20 protein-coding genes, 1 pseudogene and 1 riboswitch are annotated in these 14,801 nt (G+C 70.5%); of the genes and pseudogenes, 12 read left to right on the top strand and 9 right to left on the bottom strand.

Annotation, left to right across the window (positions count from 1 at the left end; all coding sequences use genetic code 11):
• Nucleotide 1 precedes the first annotated feature (1 nt).
• From B0I33_RS04485 to B0I33_RS04505, 5 genes are read left to right on the top strand one after another with little or no spacing between them, the layout of a single operon-like run.
• Nucleotides 2-805: an enoyl-CoA hydratase/isomerase family protein gene (locus tag B0I33_RS04485; RefSeq protein ID WP_106177240.1), complete on the top strand. Its 804-nt coding sequence runs from the start codon at nt 2-4 to the stop codon at nt 803-805.
• A gap of 36 nt (nt 806-841) precedes the next feature.
• Nucleotides 842-1,228: a Zn-ribbon domain-containing OB-fold protein gene (locus tag B0I33_RS04490; RefSeq protein WP_181193178.1), complete on the top strand. Its 387-nt coding sequence runs from the start codon at nt 842-844 to the stop codon at nt 1,226-1,228.
• Entirely contained in the window at nt 1,225-2,367 is a 1,143-nt protein-coding gene (locus tag B0I33_RS04495; RefSeq protein WP_106177242.1) for a thiolase family protein, read from the top strand. Before B0I33_RS04490 ends, B0I33_RS04495 begins: the two co-directional genes overlap by 4 nt.
• Nucleotides 2,368-2,378: 11 nt before the next feature.
• Nucleotides 2,379-2,954 (top strand): SDR family oxidoreductase, encoded by a 576-nt coding sequence (locus B0I33_RS04500; RefSeq protein ID WP_106177243.1) that lies wholly within the window; start codon nt 2,379-2,381, stop codon nt 2,952-2,954.
• 13 nt (nt 2,955-2,967) lie between these two features.
• Nucleotides 2,968-3,726 (top strand): SDR family NAD(P)-dependent oxidoreductase, encoded by a 759-nt coding sequence (locus tag B0I33_RS04505; RefSeq protein ID WP_106177244.1) that lies wholly within the window; start codon nt 2,968-2,970, stop codon nt 3,724-3,726.
• A 1-nt stretch (nt 3,727) separates the two neighbouring features.
• On the opposite strand, the gene B0I33_RS04510 is transcribed toward B0I33_RS04505, so the two are convergent.
• A complete protein-coding gene (locus B0I33_RS04510; protein WP_106177245.1) occupies nt 3,728-4,909 on the bottom strand; it encodes a CaiB/BaiF CoA transferase family protein in 1,182 nt (393 codons plus the stop codon).
• A gap of 82 nt (nt 4,910-4,991) precedes the next feature.
• On the opposite strand from B0I33_RS04510, the gene B0I33_RS04515 reads away from it, so the two are divergent.
• Entirely contained in the window at nt 4,992-5,816 is an 825-nt protein-coding gene (locus B0I33_RS04515; RefSeq protein WP_181193179.1) for an IclR family transcriptional regulator, read from the top strand.
• 66 nt (nt 5,817-5,882) lie between these two features.
• Here the strand turns inward: B0I33_RS04515 and B0I33_RS04520 are convergent, their stop codons facing one another.
• Nucleotides 5,883-6,365 carry a nitroreductase/quinone reductase family protein gene (locus tag B0I33_RS04520; protein WP_106177247.1) on the bottom strand — a complete coding sequence of 161 codons (483 nt, stop codon included), beginning with the start codon at nt 6,363-6,365 and terminating at the stop codon, nt 5,883-5,885.
• Between the two features lie 78 nt (nt 6,366-6,443).
• On the opposite strand from B0I33_RS04520, the gene B0I33_RS04525 reads away from it, so the two are divergent.
• Nucleotides 6,444-7,133: a TetR/AcrR family transcriptional regulator gene (locus B0I33_RS04525; protein ID WP_106177248.1), complete on the top strand. Its 690-nt coding sequence runs from the start codon at nt 6,444-6,446 to the stop codon at nt 7,131-7,133.
• Between the two features lie 164 nt (nt 7,134-7,297).
• Here the strand turns inward: B0I33_RS04525 and B0I33_RS04530 are convergent, their stop codons facing one another.
• Complete coding sequence (locus B0I33_RS04530; RefSeq protein ID WP_106177249.1) at nt 7,298-8,467, bottom strand: extracellular catalytic domain type 1 short-chain-length polyhydroxyalkanoate depolymerase; 1,170 nt, start codon at nt 8,465-8,467, stop codon at nt 7,298-7,300.
• A 185-nt stretch (nt 8,468-8,652) separates the two neighbouring features.
• On the opposite strand from B0I33_RS04530, the gene B0I33_RS04535 reads away from it, so the two are divergent.
• On the top strand, nt 8,653-8,871 hold the full coding sequence (locus B0I33_RS04535; RefSeq protein ID WP_106177250.1) for a DUF3072 domain-containing protein: 219 nt from the start codon (nt 8,653-8,655) through the stop codon (nt 8,869-8,871).
• Between the two features lie 13 nt (nt 8,872-8,884).
• Here B0I33_RS04535 and B0I33_RS04540 read toward each other — a convergent pair whose 3' ends face one another.
• Nucleotides 8,885-9,364 carry a cupin domain-containing protein gene (locus tag B0I33_RS04540; protein ID WP_106177251.1) on the bottom strand — a complete coding sequence of 160 codons (480 nt, stop codon included), beginning with the start codon at nt 9,362-9,364 and terminating at the stop codon, nt 8,885-8,887.
• Between the two features lie 122 nt (nt 9,365-9,486).
• On the opposite strand from B0I33_RS04540, the gene B0I33_RS04545 reads away from it, so the two are divergent.
• Nucleotides 9,487-10,419, top strand: a complete 933-nt coding sequence (locus B0I33_RS04545) for a LysR family transcriptional regulator (protein WP_106177252.1) — start codon at nt 9,487-9,489, stop codon at nt 10,417-10,419.
• Here B0I33_RS04545 and B0I33_RS29610 read toward each other — a convergent pair.
• The 3 genes and pseudogenes from B0I33_RS29610 to B0I33_RS04550 form a co-directional block, all read right to left on the bottom strand.
• Nucleotides 10,358-10,717 carry a hypothetical protein gene (locus B0I33_RS29610; protein ID WP_146147454.1) on the bottom strand — a complete coding sequence of 120 codons (360 nt, stop codon included), beginning with the start codon at nt 10,715-10,717 and terminating at the stop codon, nt 10,358-10,360. The two genes, B0I33_RS04545 and B0I33_RS29610, sit on opposite strands and share 62 nt — an antisense overlap.
• Nucleotides 10,690-10,839: pseudogene (locus B0I33_RS30865) on the bottom strand (rhodanese-like domain-containing protein); the annotation flags it as partial. The gene B0I33_RS29610 and the pseudogene B0I33_RS30865, both read right to left, overlap by 28 nt.
• Before the next feature lie 21 nt (nt 10,840-10,860).
• Nucleotides 10,861-11,160: an AfsR/SARP family transcriptional regulator gene (locus B0I33_RS04550; protein WP_106177253.1), complete on the bottom strand. Its 300-nt coding sequence runs from the start codon at nt 11,158-11,160 to the stop codon at nt 10,861-10,863.
• A gap of 116 nt (nt 11,161-11,276) precedes the next feature.
• Between B0I33_RS04550 and B0I33_RS04555 the strand changes: the two genes are divergently transcribed.
• The 3 genes from B0I33_RS04555 to B0I33_RS04565 are packed head-to-tail and all read left to right on the top strand — an operon-like array spanning nt 11,277 to nt 13,233.
• Nucleotides 11,277-11,642: a GntR family transcriptional regulator gene (locus B0I33_RS04555; protein WP_106177254.1), complete on the top strand. Its 366-nt coding sequence runs from the start codon at nt 11,277-11,279 to the stop codon at nt 11,640-11,642.
• Nucleotides 11,639-12,535 (top strand): ATP-binding cassette domain-containing protein, encoded by an 897-nt coding sequence (locus B0I33_RS04560; RefSeq protein WP_106177255.1) that lies wholly within the window; start codon nt 11,639-11,641, stop codon nt 12,533-12,535. The genes B0I33_RS04555 and B0I33_RS04560 overlap by 4 nt, the downstream gene beginning before the upstream one ends.
• A 20-nt stretch (nt 12,536-12,555) precedes the next feature.
• Nucleotides 12,556-13,233: a hypothetical protein gene (locus tag B0I33_RS04565; protein ID WP_342750049.1), complete on the top strand. Its 678-nt coding sequence runs from the start codon at nt 12,556-12,558 to the stop codon at nt 13,231-13,233.
• A gap of 19 nt (nt 13,234-13,252) precedes the next feature.
• Here B0I33_RS04565 and B0I33_RS04570 read toward each other — a convergent pair whose 3' ends face one another.
• Both B0I33_RS04570 and B0I33_RS04575 read right to left on the bottom strand, forming a co-directional pair.
• Nucleotides 13,253-14,041, bottom strand: a complete 789-nt coding sequence (locus tag B0I33_RS04570; protein ID WP_146147455.1) for a hypothetical protein — start codon at nt 14,039-14,041, stop codon at nt 13,253-13,255.
• A gap of 306 nt (nt 14,042-14,347) precedes the next feature.
• Nucleotides 14,348-14,662: a DMT family transporter gene (locus tag B0I33_RS04575; RefSeq protein WP_106177258.1), complete on the bottom strand. Its 315-nt coding sequence runs from the start codon at nt 14,660-14,662 to the stop codon at nt 14,348-14,350.
• 37 nt (nt 14,663-14,699) lie between these two features.
• A riboswitch (guanidine-III (ykkC-III) riboswitch) is annotated at nt 14,700-14,763 on the bottom strand.
• Nucleotides 14,764-14,801: the final 38 nt, after the last annotated feature.

The raw sequence follows: 14,801 nt of genomic DNA on the forward strand, positions 1-14,801 counted from the left end.
CATGACCATCGACTGCGAGATCGACGACCGCACGTTGCTCATTCGGATCAACCGTCCCGAAGCGCTCAACGCACTCGACGTCGCCTCCATGCGTGGGCTCAACGAGGCCCTGCGGCGCTTCCGGGATGATCCCCACCTGCTCGTGGCCGTGCTGACCGGCAGTGGGGACCGCGCGTTCTGCACCGGCGCCGACCTGAAGCGCACGACGCCGGCCTCGGGATCGTTCGCCAGTTCCTATTTCGCGCCGCACGAGGAGAGCATCGGCGACGGCATGTACGTCCGGGCCATCACTCTCAGTGAGCTGCGTATTCCCAAGCCCCTCATCGCGGCGGTGAACGGCCACGCACTCGGCGCGGGCCTGGAACTCGCGCTCGACTGCGATCTGCGGATCGCCAGCCGGAACGCGACCTTCGGCCTTCCGGAGGCCCGCTGGGCGAGCGTGCCCGCCGTGGGCGGGGTTTCGAACCTGCTGCGATCCATCCCGCGTGCGGTCGCGATGAAGATGATCCTGACCGGAGACCGCATCGACGCGCGGGAGGCACACCGAGTCGGCCTGGTGAGTGACGTCGTGCCACCCGGCGAGCTCGTGGAAACAGCGCTCGCCCTCGCCCGGCGCCTGTGCGCCAACGGTCCGCTCGCCGTCATGAGCCTCAAGACACTCGCGATGCGCACCGGTGACCTCCCGCTGAGTCAGTCCATCGCCATGGAGCAACTGCTGTGGGGTGTGCTCAGGGACACCGAGGACCGGATCGAGGGCAGGGCCGCGTTCACGGACCGGCGGACACCCCACTACCACGGCCGATGAGAACGGACGGAGACAACCATGACCAGCCCACTACGCGTGATCGGCGCAGACCGGGTCGACATCGAGGGCGACCAGGTGTCCTTGCTGATCACCCGGTGCCTGGACTGTGCGAGCAGCTGGTTCCCCGCTCGGGAACAGTGCTCGCGGTGTGGCGGCACGAGAGTCGATGGAGACCGGATCAGCGGGCAGGGAACGGTCTACGCATCGACAACTGTCCACATCGGCGCCGGTGCGTTTCCCACGCCGTACGCGCTGTCCTATGTCGACGTCGAAGACATACGTCTGCTCGCCCACACGCGTTCCGTTCGGCCACTCGCCCCAGGTACTCCGGTCGTCCTCGTACTCGGTGAGGTCGGCGCGGACGGCACCGGCGCGTTGTGGTCGTACGTCGCGGTGCCCCGTACCGATGGAGAAGTCGCATGAGAGAGGTCCATATCGCCGGTGCCGCGGTACACCCGTTCGGCAAGAGCCGCGGGAAGACCGCGGCCGACCTCGGGTACGACGCCGTCACACGGCTCCTGACGACAACCAGCATCGGGCCCGACCTGATCGACGTCGGCTACTGCGGCTCCAGCTACGGCGGCTCCCTCCTCGCGCAGCGCGTGCTGCAACGCGTGGGTGTCTCCGGTCAACCCGTGTACACCGTCGAGAACGCCTGTGCGAGCGGCGCGTCCGCCCTGCACCTGGCATGGCAGGCGGTCGCCTCCGGAGCCGCCGACTGCGCTGTCGCGTTCGGCACCGAGAACCTGTCGGGGTTCGGCGGTGGCGCCCTGCCGCTGACCACGAACGACATCGAGATCGAACTTGGCCTCGTCATGCCTGCCGCCTACGCGATGCGAGCGCAACGGCACCTGCACGATTTCGGCGCGACCGAGGCGGACCTCACGATGGTGTCGATCAAGAACCGGCGCAACGGCGCGGCGAATCCGCGGGCGCACTTCCAGGCGGAGGTCAGTGCCGACCAGGTCGAGAACTCGCGGCCGGTGGCGGATCCGCTCCGCCTTCTGCACTGCTGCCCCAACAGCGACGGTGCCGCGGCGGTGTTGGTCTGCTCCAGCGACCTGGCGAGGGAGATCGGCACGCCCACCGTGCGGATACGTGCCAGCGTTGTCCGGTCCGGCCGGTTCCACACGTCGTACCGCGACATGACATGGCCGGACATCACGGCTCGCACCGCGGAAGCCGCCTACGAGATGGCGGGCGTACGTCCCAGCGATCTCGACCTCGTCGAACTCCACGACGCGTTCAGCATCGCCGAGCTGCTCCACGCCGAGGCGCTCGGCATCGCCGCCAGGGGCAAGGCCCACCGCGCCATCGCCGACGGGGAGTTCGATCGGGACGGCAGGGTCGCCGTCAGCCCCAGCGGTGGGCTGCTCTCCCGGGGCCATCCGGTCGGGGCGACGGGTGTCGTCCAGGTGTGCGAGACCTACTGGCAGCTCACCGGGCAAGCGGGCCGGCTGCAGGTACCGGCCGCATCGGTCGGCTTGACGCACGTCACCGGCGGGGGCATCTACGGCGTCGACAACGGTGCCTGCGCCGTCCACATTCTCACCTCAGACTGAAGGACCGACACATGGCAGATGCGGTAGGGCGGGTCGTCGTGACCCCGGAGGGCAGTGTCACGGGGGCGGCCATCCGCGCTCGTCTGCGGGCCCAGGGGTGGGCGGTGGAAGCAGCGGCCAGCCGTGACCCGGACGCGCTCGTCTTCGACCCCGGGCTCCTCGACGACCCACCGGTGGTCCCACCGAACCGGGTGGTGGACGAGTTCCTGGCGGAGTCTCAGCGGCACCACATGTCGCGCATCGTCGTCGTGAGCACACGCGACCAACTCGGCTGGTCGACGAGGCCGGAGCTCGCCGCTGCGGGCGGCGCGCTCGTTTCCGCCGCCCGCAGCCTGGCTCTCCGGCTCGCGCCGAAGGGAACAACCGTGAACGTGGTCGCGGCCTTCCCGCCGAGATCCAGCGCGTTGCGGGATGAGCGCACCTCGGACGCGTCCGCCGAACCGTCCGAACTCACGCCGGAGCCCGTCACCGCCGAGGACGTCGCGAACGTCGTGGCGTTCTTCCTGCACCCGCGCAGTCACTACATCACCGGACAGGTTCTCTACTGCTGTGGCGGCACGAGCCTGCTCTCCAGTCTCTCCGTGTGAGAAGGGGCCAGTCATGCATCATCTGGACGGCAAGGTCTGTGTCGTGACCGGAGCGGGTAGCGGAATCGGGCTCGCGATCGCCGGGGAACTCGCGAACAGCGGTGCGAGCGTGGTCGTGAGCGATCTCGTACTGGAGCGAGCCGAACAGGCCGCCAAGAGCATCGCGGCGCGGGGAGGGACCGCTGTCGCACTGCCGGTCGATGTCGCTTCCCGCTCGGCTGTGGACGATCTGTTCGCCGAGACCGAGTCGGCGCTCGGTCCGGTCGACGTACTGGTCAACAACGCGGGAATCAGCATCGATCGCGGAGTCCGCCGGATCACCGACGAGGAATGGCAGCGGACGCTGGACATCAACCTCACCGGTGTCTTCCTGTGCGCGCAGGCCGCGGCACGGTCGATGGTGCCCCGGCGCCAAGGACGCATCATCAACATCGCGTCCCGGGCGTGGCTGGGCTGGTTCGGGCAGTTGGCCTACGCCTCGTCGAAGGGTGGCGTCGTGTCGGCGACCCGATCCCTCGCGATCGAGCTGGCCAGGTACGGCGTCACCGTCAACTGCCTGGCGCCGGGTCTGATCGACACTCCGCTGCTCCGCGCGGAACCGCCCGAAGTCATGCAGCGGCTGATGGCCGCACAGCCCACCGGAACCTTGGGGTCACCGGACGACGTCGCGTGGGCGGCCCGCTTCTTCGCCTCTCCCGCCAGTGCGGCGGTGACCGGACAGGTGCTCTACGTGTGCGGAGGGAAGAGCCTCTACGCCCGCCCCGCCCGGTGAGCTAGCCGAGGTCCCCGAGGCGGGGCGGCCCGCCTCGGGGACCGACGTCGAGTCCGGCGAAGCGGTAGGGCGGCCCGGGAAAGAGGATGGAATCGCCGTCCACCTCGATCGGCCGGAAGAAGCCACGTTCGGTGAGCTGAGGATTGTCCAGCAGATCCTCCGGAGTGGACACCGGGGCGATGCTCACCCCGTACCGCTGCCCCGCCTCGTAGAGTTCCCGCTTGCCCAGGCCGGCGGCGAACCCCTCGAACAGCTCGCGGAACACCGCCACGGCCTGCGCGGTCCGCCGCCACCGGAAATCGGACCATCGCGGGTCACGCAGCTCGCTCGCGGCCGTGACTCCCTCGGCCTCGAGCCACGTGACGAGGCCATCCCAGCCGAGTGGCCGGCCGCCGAGTCCGCATACCAGGTACACCCAACCGTCCCGGCAGGTGAACAGACCGGTACCCGCCTCCGTGGGCGCGTTGCCAACCCGGCGGCGCACCACGCCTTCGAGATCGACGTACTGAACGGCGTTCTCGAGCGAATGCGCCACCGATTCCTGCGCGGATACGTCGACCACCTGGCCGAGGCCGGTCTCATCCCGGACGAGCAGGGCGAGGAGCACACCGACCACGGCATGCAGTGAGGTCGCCACGGAACTCTGCGGTGGGGCCGGCCGCACCGGCTCCCGATCGGGGTCTCCCGCGAGCGAGAGCAGACCACCGGCCGCCAGCACGGTGAGGTCCGTCGCCGGCCGGTTCGCATACGGTCCGTCCAGGCCGAACGGGCTCATGGCGAGGTGGATCAACCGCGGCTGCCCGCGCAGCACCTCCGGCCCCAGCCCTCGCTCGGCCAGCGCCTCGGGTCCCTCGCTGGTCAGCAGAATGTCAGTGCCGCCGAGCATGGCGAGGAGCCGGTTCCGGTAGTCCGGGTCGGCCGGATCCAGGACCACGCTCCGCTTCCCCGCCTCGGTGAAGGCGAACGTGGCGCTGGTGCCGCCCGGCAGAAGCGGGCCGGCCGTTCGCTCCGGAACCCCTTCCGGGTTCTCGATCCGGGTGACGATCGCTCCGAGATCCGAGAGCAACCTGCCCGCGTACGCTCCCAGCCAGTTCGTCGCGTCGAGGACGTGGATATCAGCGAGCGGTAGCTCTTCACGGGCCGACCGGCCAGCCTGACCCACTGCCGACAAGGATTCGTACATGCGGATTATGCTACGTGTTTTCGATGTGGAAGGCCAGGCCTGGTCGGGGAATCCTCCGCCCGGCTGGACTACCCTGACCCTCGTGAACCCCGCACGGCTTGATCGGGCCTTCGCTGTGCTCGGCTACCTCGCCAACCACCACGATGGCCGCAGCGTCAAACACCTCAGCGACGATCTGGGGCTGCCGATGAGCAGCACACACGACCTGCTCCAGGCACTCCTCGAACTGGGCGCCGTCCGGCTTGTCGGCCAGCGCAGCTACGCGCTGGGCCCGAGATCGATCGGGCTGGCATTGTCGATTGTGGATTCGGTGAAGCTGCGTCAGGTCGCACGTCCGTACCTGATCGAGCTCTGCGAGGAGGTCAACGAGAACACCTACCTCGCCGTGCGCAGCGGCGACGAGGTCGTGTACGCGGATCGATACGAGGCTTCCCAGCTGCTGTCGGTCGTGATCCAGCTCGGCGGGGGGCGGCCGCTGCACGCCTCCGCGGTCGGCAAGCTGATCGCCGCGTTCGATCCCGAGCTCCAGAGCGCGACGCTGACCGCCCCCCGACTCGAACCGTTGACCCCGTACACGCTGACGAACCGGGAGTTCCTCAGGGAGGAGTACGTCGCCATCCAGTCTCGCGCCTACAGCGTGAGCGATGGAGAAAGCGTCGAGGGCATCATCGGACTGGCCACCCCGATCATGGACGCGAACGGAGCTGTGGTCGCGGCCGTGCACATCTCCGCGCCGCGGGGCCGGTTGTCCCCCGACAGGTGCCCGGTCGTGCTCACCCAGATGCTGCGGACAGGCGCCCGCATCTCCCGGCAACTCGGCGCCCCCGCCGAGGCGATGCCCCAGCCGGACCTCGACGAGGTGATCGCACTGGAGGAGAAGCGGCGGAAGGAGAAGAGCGTCCACTGACCCTCCGCGGCACCGTGCGAGCCACCGCTCGTGAGCGTGCTTCGTGGTGACAACCACGTTGCTCACTCACGGTCGAGGATCCTCGGCGGCCACGTGCCTCGACCTGACCCGGAACACGGGGTACGCGGGCGCCACGCGCTCGAACTCGGCGATCGGCGCGTCCTTGTCCACGGGCAGGTGCGCCCTGGCGTTGGGCGCTCGCCGCAGGTAGGCCTTGAGCACGCGGGCCCGGTCCGCGGGCGCCACCTCGTCCAGGTGGACGTCCTCTCGCCGGCCGTGCCGGATCGTGACGTCACCGGCCGCGGCTCGCACGTTGCGCACCCAGTTCGCCCGCTCGCCCAGCATGGCGACGAGGTAGCGCTCGTTCTCGACGACGGCCATGACCAGCGGCACGGCGACGGTCCGGCCGGACCGCCTGCCGGGCACCTCGAGCTGGACGAGGCGATCCGGGGCGATCCCGCGGCCGTAGAGCGCGGCCGTCGCCCGGTCGAGAACGCGCGCCACCCGGTTGGGCCGCCCGCCACGGTAGAACCACGTCTTCAGGCCCATCGCCACCTCCCACAGCTGGACTGTACAACGTACATGTACACCGTACATTCGTTCCTGTACGGCGTACAATCCGCAGGCATGGCTCCCGATCGACGCCGAGCCGCGGCGGACCCCGAGCGGACACCCCTCACGCCCCGCGCGGTGGTCGAGGCGGCGCTCGCCCTCGCGGATTCGGAAGGACTCCCGGCCGTCACGATCCGGCGGCTGGCCAGGGAACTGCGCGTGACGCCGATGGCGCTCTACTGGCACTTCCGCACCAAGGACGAACTGCTGGACGGCATGGTCGACCGCCTCCACGACGAGATCGACCCGGCGGTGCCCGGCGCCGCCCCGTGGCCCGAGCAGCTGCGGGCGCTCCTGACGTCGATCGTCGACGTGCTCCGCGCCCATCCCGCGGTCGCCCCCCTGGTCTCGACCCGCAGCACGGCCTCCGCGAGCAGCCTCCGCACGACCGAGACCCTGCTGGAGATCCTGCGGCGCGGAGGGTTCTCCCCTGCCGAGGCGACACAGGTCGCCCGGCACGCGCTGAGCACCCTCACCCACCTCGTCGCCGAGGTCGCTGGCCCTGGACTGCCCGAGGAGACCGCGGAGCAGCGGGAGACCCGGCGGCAGGCCCGGGTCTTCCTGGGATCGCTGCCGCCGGACCGCTACCCGCGCCTGGTGGAGGCGGCGGAGCCGCTGAGCGAGTGCGAGGACCCGGAGGGCTACTTCGCGTTCGGCCTCGACCTGCTGCTCGCGGGCATCGAGGCGATGGCGCGGCGCGGTTAGCCGATCACCCGTGTCGTCCCGTCGCTTTCGTCGGTGCCGAGCAGGGTGATCCGGCCGAGCAGACCCCGCGCCCCGCCTGGCGCGACCCCGGCGCGCACCGGCACGTGCCCATGAACCCCGCGTCTCCGTCGAACCGATTCTGCACGGCCGCTCCCGCGGCGGGGTCAGATCGGCGCGCAGTCGGGTTTGTCGGTCCAGTCGGCCCCGCACAGGTAGAGCGTGACGAGGGTGTTGTAGCCGTACCGGGCGCCCAGGGTGTTGTACTCGCCGACGTCCACGCGCTGCGCCAGGTAGTGCTCGGTCGGGGTGCCCTCCGCGGTGTCGCGGTATGGCGGCGGGTCACCCGGCGTGGTCGTCGACGGCGGGGCCTGCCCGTCGTCGAGACCCCAGAACCGGGCGATGTGATAGGCCGAGCAGACGTCGACATCGAGCAGGTACGCACCCGCGGTGCCGCACTGGTCCGCCCCCGATCCCGGGTCGACCGGCTGGCCATGGTTCATGCCGGTGATCTCGAAGTACTCCACCGTGCCGCCGTAGACCCGGTGCGGGTGGCCTGCGACGGTGTCGCTGACCTCGGGTGTCTGGTCGGTGCCCGCGACGTCGGTCCACTGCTCGACCAACTCGGTCGCGTTCCCCGGGCGCACGGTCGTGTCGGCGCTGCCGTGCCAGATCGAGACCCTGGGCGGGGACCCGCCGTGGGACGCGGCGGCCCGGACCAGATCTCCCCACTGCCGCGGGGTCCGGTCGACGCCCGGGCTCATGCAGTTGTAGGCCGACACCACCGAGTCGGCGCACCCGTAGGGCAACCCGGCCACCACGCCACCGCCGGCGAACACGTCGGGGTAGGTGGCCAGCAGGACGGCGGTCATCGCACCACCCGCGGACAGCCCCGTGGCGAACGCCTCGGTGGAGCCGATGTCCTGCCTGGTCCGGTCCACCATCTGCGTGAGGGACAACGCCTCCCCGCCGCCCCGGCGCGTATCGCCTGGCTCGAACCAGTTGAAGCAGCCGTTGGCGTTGTTGGCGGACCGCTGCTGCGGGAACACGACCGCGAACCGCCACCGGTCGGCCAGCTCGGGCCAGCCGGTTCCGGCGGCGTAGCCGGACGCGTTCTGGGTACAGCCGTGCATCGCGACGACGACCGGGCGGCCGCTGGCCAGCCCGTCCGGCACGTAGCGGAACATCCGCAGGTTGCCGGGGTTCGAACCGAAGCCGGTCACCTCCTCGATCGTGGCGGCACCGGCGCTGCGCGGAACCAGAACCAGGGACAGCACGGTGGCGAGGAGAGCGACCAGCGCGGCGGGGACGGCGACGGTCAGGCGGCGAACGGACATGACGATACCTCCACGCTGAGGCGACGACGGTCATTCCGGCGGGCCAAGGTTAGAAGCGGAGAACCGTCCGTGACTGTGGTCCGCGACCCCACTTTCCGGTCCGCCCGGCTGTGTGCGCGCCACGTATAACCGTCCGCCGCACGGGGTACCACGGAATCGAACACACGCTCGACGAAAGGTGTGCCATGAGCGAGGAACAGGGCTTCCAGAACCCGGAGAAGGACCGCGGCGACTGGGTCACCGCGGACGAGCCGATGACCGGCCCCCAGCGTTCCTACCTGCACACACTCGCCCAGGAAGCCGGCGAGGAGGTGCCGGACGAGCTCACCAAGGCGCAGGCCTCCGAGCTGATCGACGAGCTGAAACAGCGCACCGGCCGCGGCACCGGCCAGTCCGGTTCGTGACCCCCGCGCCCGGTCAGCGGCTCGCGCTCGTGGCCCGGGCGCGCGACCAGACCGGGCTGTCCACGTAGTGGTTGTCGTAGCGAGCCCCGGACTCGCCGATCTCCTTCGGGTCGGCCTCCCCGCGGGCGACCCGGTCCAGCAGCCGGTAGTAACCGAACCGGTCCATCCCGGGCGTGAACGCCACCAGCACGTCGGCGGAGGATCCCGCCGCGGGGCCGAAGGCGTGTGGCACGTGCGGTGGCACGGCGAGGAAGTCGCCCTCGTCCAGCGTGTGCAGCTCGTCTCCGGTCAGCACCTGCAGCGAGCCGCCGAGGACCAGGAAGAGCTCGGTCGCGCGGGTGTGGAAGTGCGCGGGCGTGCCGACCACGCCCGCGTCGAGCGTGGCGCGGTTGGCGGTGAACGCCGGTGACTCGGCCAGCAGCGTGATGAGGCTGCCGGGCGCGTCGGAGCGAACCTCGGCTGCCGCCGCGCGGACGAGCACGGTGTCGGACATGGGTACTCCCATAGACTCGGGAAACGGAGCTGACACCTCGACCTTCCTCCGCGGGCACACCCGGAACAACGCGGGAAAGTGGCACAATCGATAACCGCGGACTTATCGATCGGGGGCAGAGCGTGGAACGGCGCGACATCGAGATCTTCCTGGCCCTCGCCGAGGAGCTGCACTTCGGCCGCACCGCCGAGCGGCTGCACGTCTCCCAGGCCAGGGTCAGCCAGTCGGTGAAGTCGATGGAGCGCCGCATCGGCGCGCCGCTGTTCGACCGCACCAGCCGCCGGGTCGCCCTCACCGCGATCGGCAGGCAGCTGGAGGCGGACATCCGGCCCGCCTACGAGCGGATCCGCACCGGAATCGAACGGGCCGTCTCGGCGGGTCGCGGCGTCGACGGCCCGCTCCGGATCGCCTTCGAGGCACCCGCGCTCGCGGAGTTGCTCTCCGAGCTGCTCGGCACGTTCCGCGGCCGCCATCGGGGCTGTGAGCTCCGTATCCACGAGGCGCCATTCGCCGATCCCCTCTCAACCCTGCGAACCGGCGACGCCGACGTGCTGGTCACGCTGCTCCCGGTCTCGGACCCCGAGCTGACCGTCGGCCCCACAGTCCACAGTGAACGGATGGTGCTCGCGGTCGCCACGCATCATCCCCTCGCGCGCGCGGACTTCGTCACGCTGGAGGACCTGGGCCGCGACACGGTGTTCCGCGCGGCCCGTCCCGCACCCGCCTACTGGCAGCCCCCTTCCGCGCCGTGGCACACCCCGGGCGGAACGCCGATCGCCCGCGGCCGCACGTTCGGCACCTTCCAGGAACTCCTCCTGGCGATCGCCGCAGGCGAGGGCATCTGCCCGCTCGCCGCGCACGGCGCGGAGTACTTCTCCCGGCCCGGCGTCGCGTACGTGCCGTTTCGCGGCACGCCGGATGCGGAGTGGGCGCTGGTGTGGCGCACCGCGGCGGAGACCGGGCGGATCCGGGCGTTCGCCGACACGGCCAGGATCAGCACGGCGCCTGGGCAGGCTCCAGGCCCGCGTAGTCGGCGGGCGGCAGCGCGCGGCTGACGACGTCGAGGGCTCCCCTGGCGAGCGCGCCGAGCAACGCGTCCCGCTCGCCGGGAACCGCGAAGAGCAGGTCTCCCGCCCACCTCCCGCCGACGAGGACCCGTACCACCAGCCGCCTCTTGTCGTCCGGCAGGACCAGCTCGACGCGGGCCCGCCTGCCGTGCCCCTCGGGGGCGCGCCACCGTTCGCCCTGGAGTCGGCAGGCAGCACCCCGAGCCGCTGCAGGCTCGCCGCCGCCAGCGCCGACCGGCAGCCGGTGGTGCGGTAGACGATCGCCCTGCGCCCGGTGTCGAACCAATCCCGGTGCCACCGCGACCCGGGGTCGGCGACCAGCTCCCGCAGGCCTCTCGGCAACAACACCGCCGCCGGGATCACCCCGTTCACCGCCTCGGCGGTCTCCCGCACGTCCAGCAGCAGCATCCCCACTGTCCACTTCGGCCGCTACCTCGGCCGGCCGCCACGCAGCACGACGGCGTCGCCGTCACCGAGGGCCCGCCGTGCGTGGTGGGCGGCCTTGCGCAGGTTCGCCGCGCCCGCGGCGCCGTTCAGGTGCGGCCACAGCGCCTCGATCACCAGGTCGCGCAGCAGTTGACGACCAGGCTGGAGCGCGAGCAGTTGCACCAGCTCCGCCGACCGGCGCCCCGGCCACTGGTCCGGCGCCACCGCACGGTCGCCGACTCGCACCCGGAACCGGCAGCGGAGCTCGATCCGCACCTCGCCCTCCGCGGTGCAGCCGGCCATCACGCCTCCCGCCGCCCATTATCGGCTCCCTGCCCGCGCGGGAACAGCACTTGACAGCGCGGTCGCGCTACCTCCATGGTTACCTACATGACTAATGAACCGGGGAACCGGCCGTCATGAAGGACGACGGCAGGCCGCTGTTCCTGCAGATCGCCGAACAGATCGAGAACGCGATCATCGACGGCTCGCTGCCGGAGGAGACCCGGGTGCCGTCGACGAACGAGCTGGCCGCGTTCCACCGGATCAATCCCGCGACCGCGGCGAACGGCATCAGCCGGCTCGTCGCCGACGGGTTGCTCTACAAGCGAAGGGGGATCGGGATGTTCGTGGCACGCGGTGCCCGCGACCTGCTCCTGGAGCGCCGCAGGGAGTCGTTCGGGCGAACCTACATCGCCCCGTTGCTCACCGAGGCGCACAAGCTGGGCATGGACGCCGAGGACCTGAAGAAGATGATCGACTTCTGGCGGGAGGACCAGCCATGAGCGTGGTGCGCATGCGGAACGTGACCAAGCACTACGGCAGGACGGCGGCGCTGTCGGGGATCACGCTCGACCTGGCGGAGCACCGGATCCACGGACTGCTCGGCCGCAACGGCGCGGGCAAGACCACGATCATGCAGATCCTCACCGGGCAGAACTTCGAGACCTCAGGCGAGGTCGAGGTGTTCGGTCAGCACCCGTACGAGAACACCGACGTTCTCGGGAAGGTCTGCTTCATCAGGGAGTCGCAGAAGTACCCGGACATCTTCGCGGCGCGGCACGCCTTCGCCGCGGCCGAGTTGCTGTACCCGAACTGGGACACCGACTTCGCCGCGGAACTCGCCGACGAGTTCGCGCTCCCGCTCAACCGCCGGATCAAGAAGCTCTCCCGTGGCCAGCTCTCCGCGGTCGGCGTGATCATCGGGCTCGCGGCGCGGGCACCGCTGACGTTCTTCGACGAGCCGTATCTCGGCCTCGACGCCGTGGCCCGGCGCCTGTTCTACGACCGGCTGCTCACCGACTTCGCCGAACACCCGCGCACGATCGTGCTCTCGACACACCTCATCGACGAGGTCAGCGACCTGATCGAGGACGTCGTGCTCATCGACCGCGGCAAGCTCCTGCTGGACGAGGACGCCGAAACGTTGCGCTCGCGCGCCGTCACCGTCACCGGACCGGTGTCCGCAGTGGAGGCGTTCGCCCGGCACCACCGCGAGCTGCATCGCGAGCAGCTCGGCGGGCTCCTGCGCGTGACACTGGAGGGACCGCGACCTGAGTCTGATGTGGATGGTCTACAGGTCGAGCCGGTCTCGCTCCAGGAACTCGTCGTCCGGACCACCCAGCAGGCACGCGAAAGAGAGCTCGTCGGCACCACGAACGGAAAGGGAGAACGGTGATGAATCGCGTGTGGAGAGTGGTGAGGATCCAGCTCGCCAACGGTCCCATGGTACTCGGCATGCCGCTGGTCATCCTCGCCCTGGTGCTGCTGGCCAATCTTGCCATCTTCGGCGTGATCGATACCAGCGCGTCGCCGGAGAACCGCATGACCGGGGGCATGATCTCCATCTACATCGTACTGCTCGTGGCGCACCTGCAGACGATCACGCAGTTCTTCCCGTTCGCGCTGAGCCTGAGTGTCACCCGGCGCATCTTCTTCGCGGCGACGTGCCTGGTCGTGCTCGGACAGTCGGTCGGCTACGGGCTGCTGCTCTTCCTGCTGCGCCTGCTGGAGGACGCGACCGGCGGCTGGGGGCTGGACATGGGATTCTTCGCCCTGCCGTTCCTCACGACGAGCAACGCGCTCACCCAGGTCGCCGTGTACACGGTGCCGTTCATCGCCATGTCGTTCTTGGGTCTGCTGGTGGGGATCGTGTTCAAGCGCTGGGGCCAGCTGGGCTTGTACACGCTGGGCATCGGCGTCGGGGTGCTCGCGGTACTCCTCGTCCTGCTCGCCACGTGGCAGGACTGGTGGGCCGCCATCGGGCGGTTCTTCGCCCAAGAGCCGGCGGTACACCTGTTCGCCACGTATCCGCTCGTGCTGGCGGCACTGCTCGCCGGGATCGGCTACCGTGCCCTGCTGCGCGCCACTCCCTGAGCCCGGGTCTGCCCGGCCGTCACCCGCCGAGGAGGCCGCCGCCGAGATCGAGAACGCCGCTGACCACTCCGTTCACCGGGTCGAGGACCGGGTCGAGGACGCCGCCGTTCCGGGGCTCGCTGGTGGTGGTCGGCGAAGGCTGGCTGGTCGCCGGAGGCGTGGTCGGCGCGGGTTCCTGGGAACGCGTCGTGGTGGGCTGGGGCGCGGTCGTGGGTGCGGGCGCGCCGCTGTCCGCGCCGTCGCCGCCGCCCGTGCCGCCAGCCCGGCCCGTGCTGCCGGTCGAGGTGCCGGTGCCACCTGTGCCACCGGAGTCACCGGAGTCACCGCCGGTGCCGCCGCGGGAGTCGGCGGGCGGCGCCTGCAGGTCCGTCGTCTCGCTGAGCAGCACGCTGCCCGCGGCGGTGGTCGGCGCCGACCCGCCACCGCTGCGGTCGCGCTGCGCGGACAGACCCGGCTGCGCACCCTGCGGCGCGCTGAGCGCCTGGTCGGCCTCGCGCGGTCCCTCCTCGACCGGGGTGGAAGCCACCCCGGGTTTGAAGGCGACCAGGCCCGCGACGGTGAGCCCGAACAGGACGACGCGTCCCCAGGTGGCGGCCTTCGCGGAGGTCCGGCCCCTGTCCGCGGGCTCCGGCGGCTCCGCACGGACGGGCGCCTCGGCACGGGAGCGCGGCGCGGGCGGCCCGGCCGGGACAGCCGCGAACGTCTCGGTGGGGCTGTCGTCGCCCTCGAACTCGATGCCCTCGCGGCGCAGCAGTTCCGCGACGGGAAGATACTGGCGCGGCGTCTCGTCGAGGTCCGGTCTGGGCATGGGCCGCCGCGCCGTGGCCCCCTCTCGGGCCAGCAGCTCGGCGACGGTCGTATACCGCCGGGTCGAACTCCTCGCGCTGTCCGCCACGTTCGTCGCCACTCCGAACCTCTCGTTTCGCCAGCGCACGCGCCTCGCGCGACTACGGACTGTCTGACGTTGGCGGCAGATACTACCTGTCTGGATGAAAATGCCAAGGCCAAAGCCGGGAAGAACACACGCAGCGTAGATACCCAGCGTCACAGATCACGGACAGATCTCGACGAAAACGCAGGTGACAAGTGAAACACCGGTGCCGTTCCGCGCCGGTCAGGAGAACACCTTGAGCCCGGCCACACCGGCGACGATGAGGACGAGGCAGGTGATCCGGGCGACCGTCGCCGGCTCACCGGCGGCCGCGATTCCGTACAGCGCGGTGCCGACCGCACCGATGCCCACCCAGACGGCGTATCCGGTGCCGACCGGAATCGTGCGCAGGGCGTAGGCGAGACCGATCATGCTCAGCGCGAGGGAACCGGCGAACACCACGCTCGGCACCGGGCGGGAGAAGCCACGCGAGGCGGACAGCGACGCCGCCCACACGGTCTCCAGGAATCCCGAAATCACGAGCACGATCCAGTTCACGCCGGCCCTCCGCAGCAATGTCCGATGCCTGATCATCACTGCGTCGTCTTGTCCTGACCGGGTACGACGCGCTCGTCCGGGCCGGCGAGCGCCGGCCCTTCGACGCTAGCACGCCGCACGGGCGCCGTGTCGGGGCTCG

The sequence above is a fragment of the Prauserella shujinwangii genome, from assembly GCF_003001955.1.
Classification (GTDB): domain Bacteria; phylum Actinomycetota; class Actinomycetes; order Mycobacteriales; family Pseudonocardiaceae; genus Qaidamihabitans; species Qaidamihabitans shujinwangii.

Bases quoted from the DNA above. Each gene is read 5' to 3' on its own strand.
- B0I33_RS04495 (WP_106177242.1), top strand. From the start codon at position 1,225: ATGAGAGAGGTCCATATCGCCGGTGCCGCGGTACACCCGTTCGGCAAG.
- B0I33_RS04510 (WP_106177245.1), bottom strand. From the start codon at position 4,909: ATGTACGAATCCTTGTCGGCAGTGGGTCAGGCTGGCCGGTCGGCCCGT.
- B0I33_RS04505 (WP_106177244.1), top strand. From the start codon at position 2,968: ATGCATCATCTGGACGGCAAGGTCTGTGTCGTGACCGGAGCGGGTAGC.
- B0I33_RS04530 (WP_106177249.1), bottom strand. From the start codon at position 8,467: ATGTCCGTTCGCCGCCTGACCGTCGCCGTCCCCGCCGCGCTGGTCGCT.
- B0I33_RS04560 (WP_106177255.1), top strand. From the start codon at position 11,639: ATGAGCGTGGTGCGCATGCGGAACGTGACCAAGCACTACGGCAGGACG.
- B0I33_RS04535 (WP_106177250.1), top strand. From the start codon at position 8,653: ATGAGCGAGGAACAGGGCTTCCAGAACCCGGAGAAGGACCGCGGCGAC.
- B0I33_RS04540 (WP_106177251.1), bottom strand. From the start codon at position 9,364: ATGTCCGACACCGTGCTCGTCCGCGCGGCGGCAGCCGAGGTTCGCTCC.
- B0I33_RS04550 (WP_106177253.1), bottom strand. From the start codon at position 11,160: ATGGCCGGCTGCACCGCGGAGGGCGAGGTGCGGATCGAGCTCCGCTGC.
- B0I33_RS04555 (WP_106177254.1), top strand. From the start codon at position 11,277: ATGAAGGACGACGGCAGGCCGCTGTTCCTGCAGATCGCCGAACAGATC.
- B0I33_RS04520 (WP_106177247.1), bottom strand. From the start codon at position 6,365: ATGGGCCTGAAGACGTGGTTCTACCGTGGCGGGCGGCCCAACCGGGTG.
- B0I33_RS04525 (WP_106177248.1), top strand. From the start codon at position 6,444: ATGGCTCCCGATCGACGCCGAGCCGCGGCGGACCCCGAGCGGACACCC.
- B0I33_RS04485 (WP_106177240.1), top strand. From the start codon at position 2: ATGACCATCGACTGCGAGATCGACGACCGCACGTTGCTCATTCGGATC.
- B0I33_RS04570 (WP_146147455.1), bottom strand. From the start codon at position 14,041: ATGCCCAGACCGGACCTCGACGAGACGCCGCGCCAGTATCTTCCCGTC.
- B0I33_RS04500 (WP_106177243.1), top strand. From the start codon at position 2,379: ATGGCAGATGCGGTAGGGCGGGTCGTCGTGACCCCGGAGGGCAGTGTC.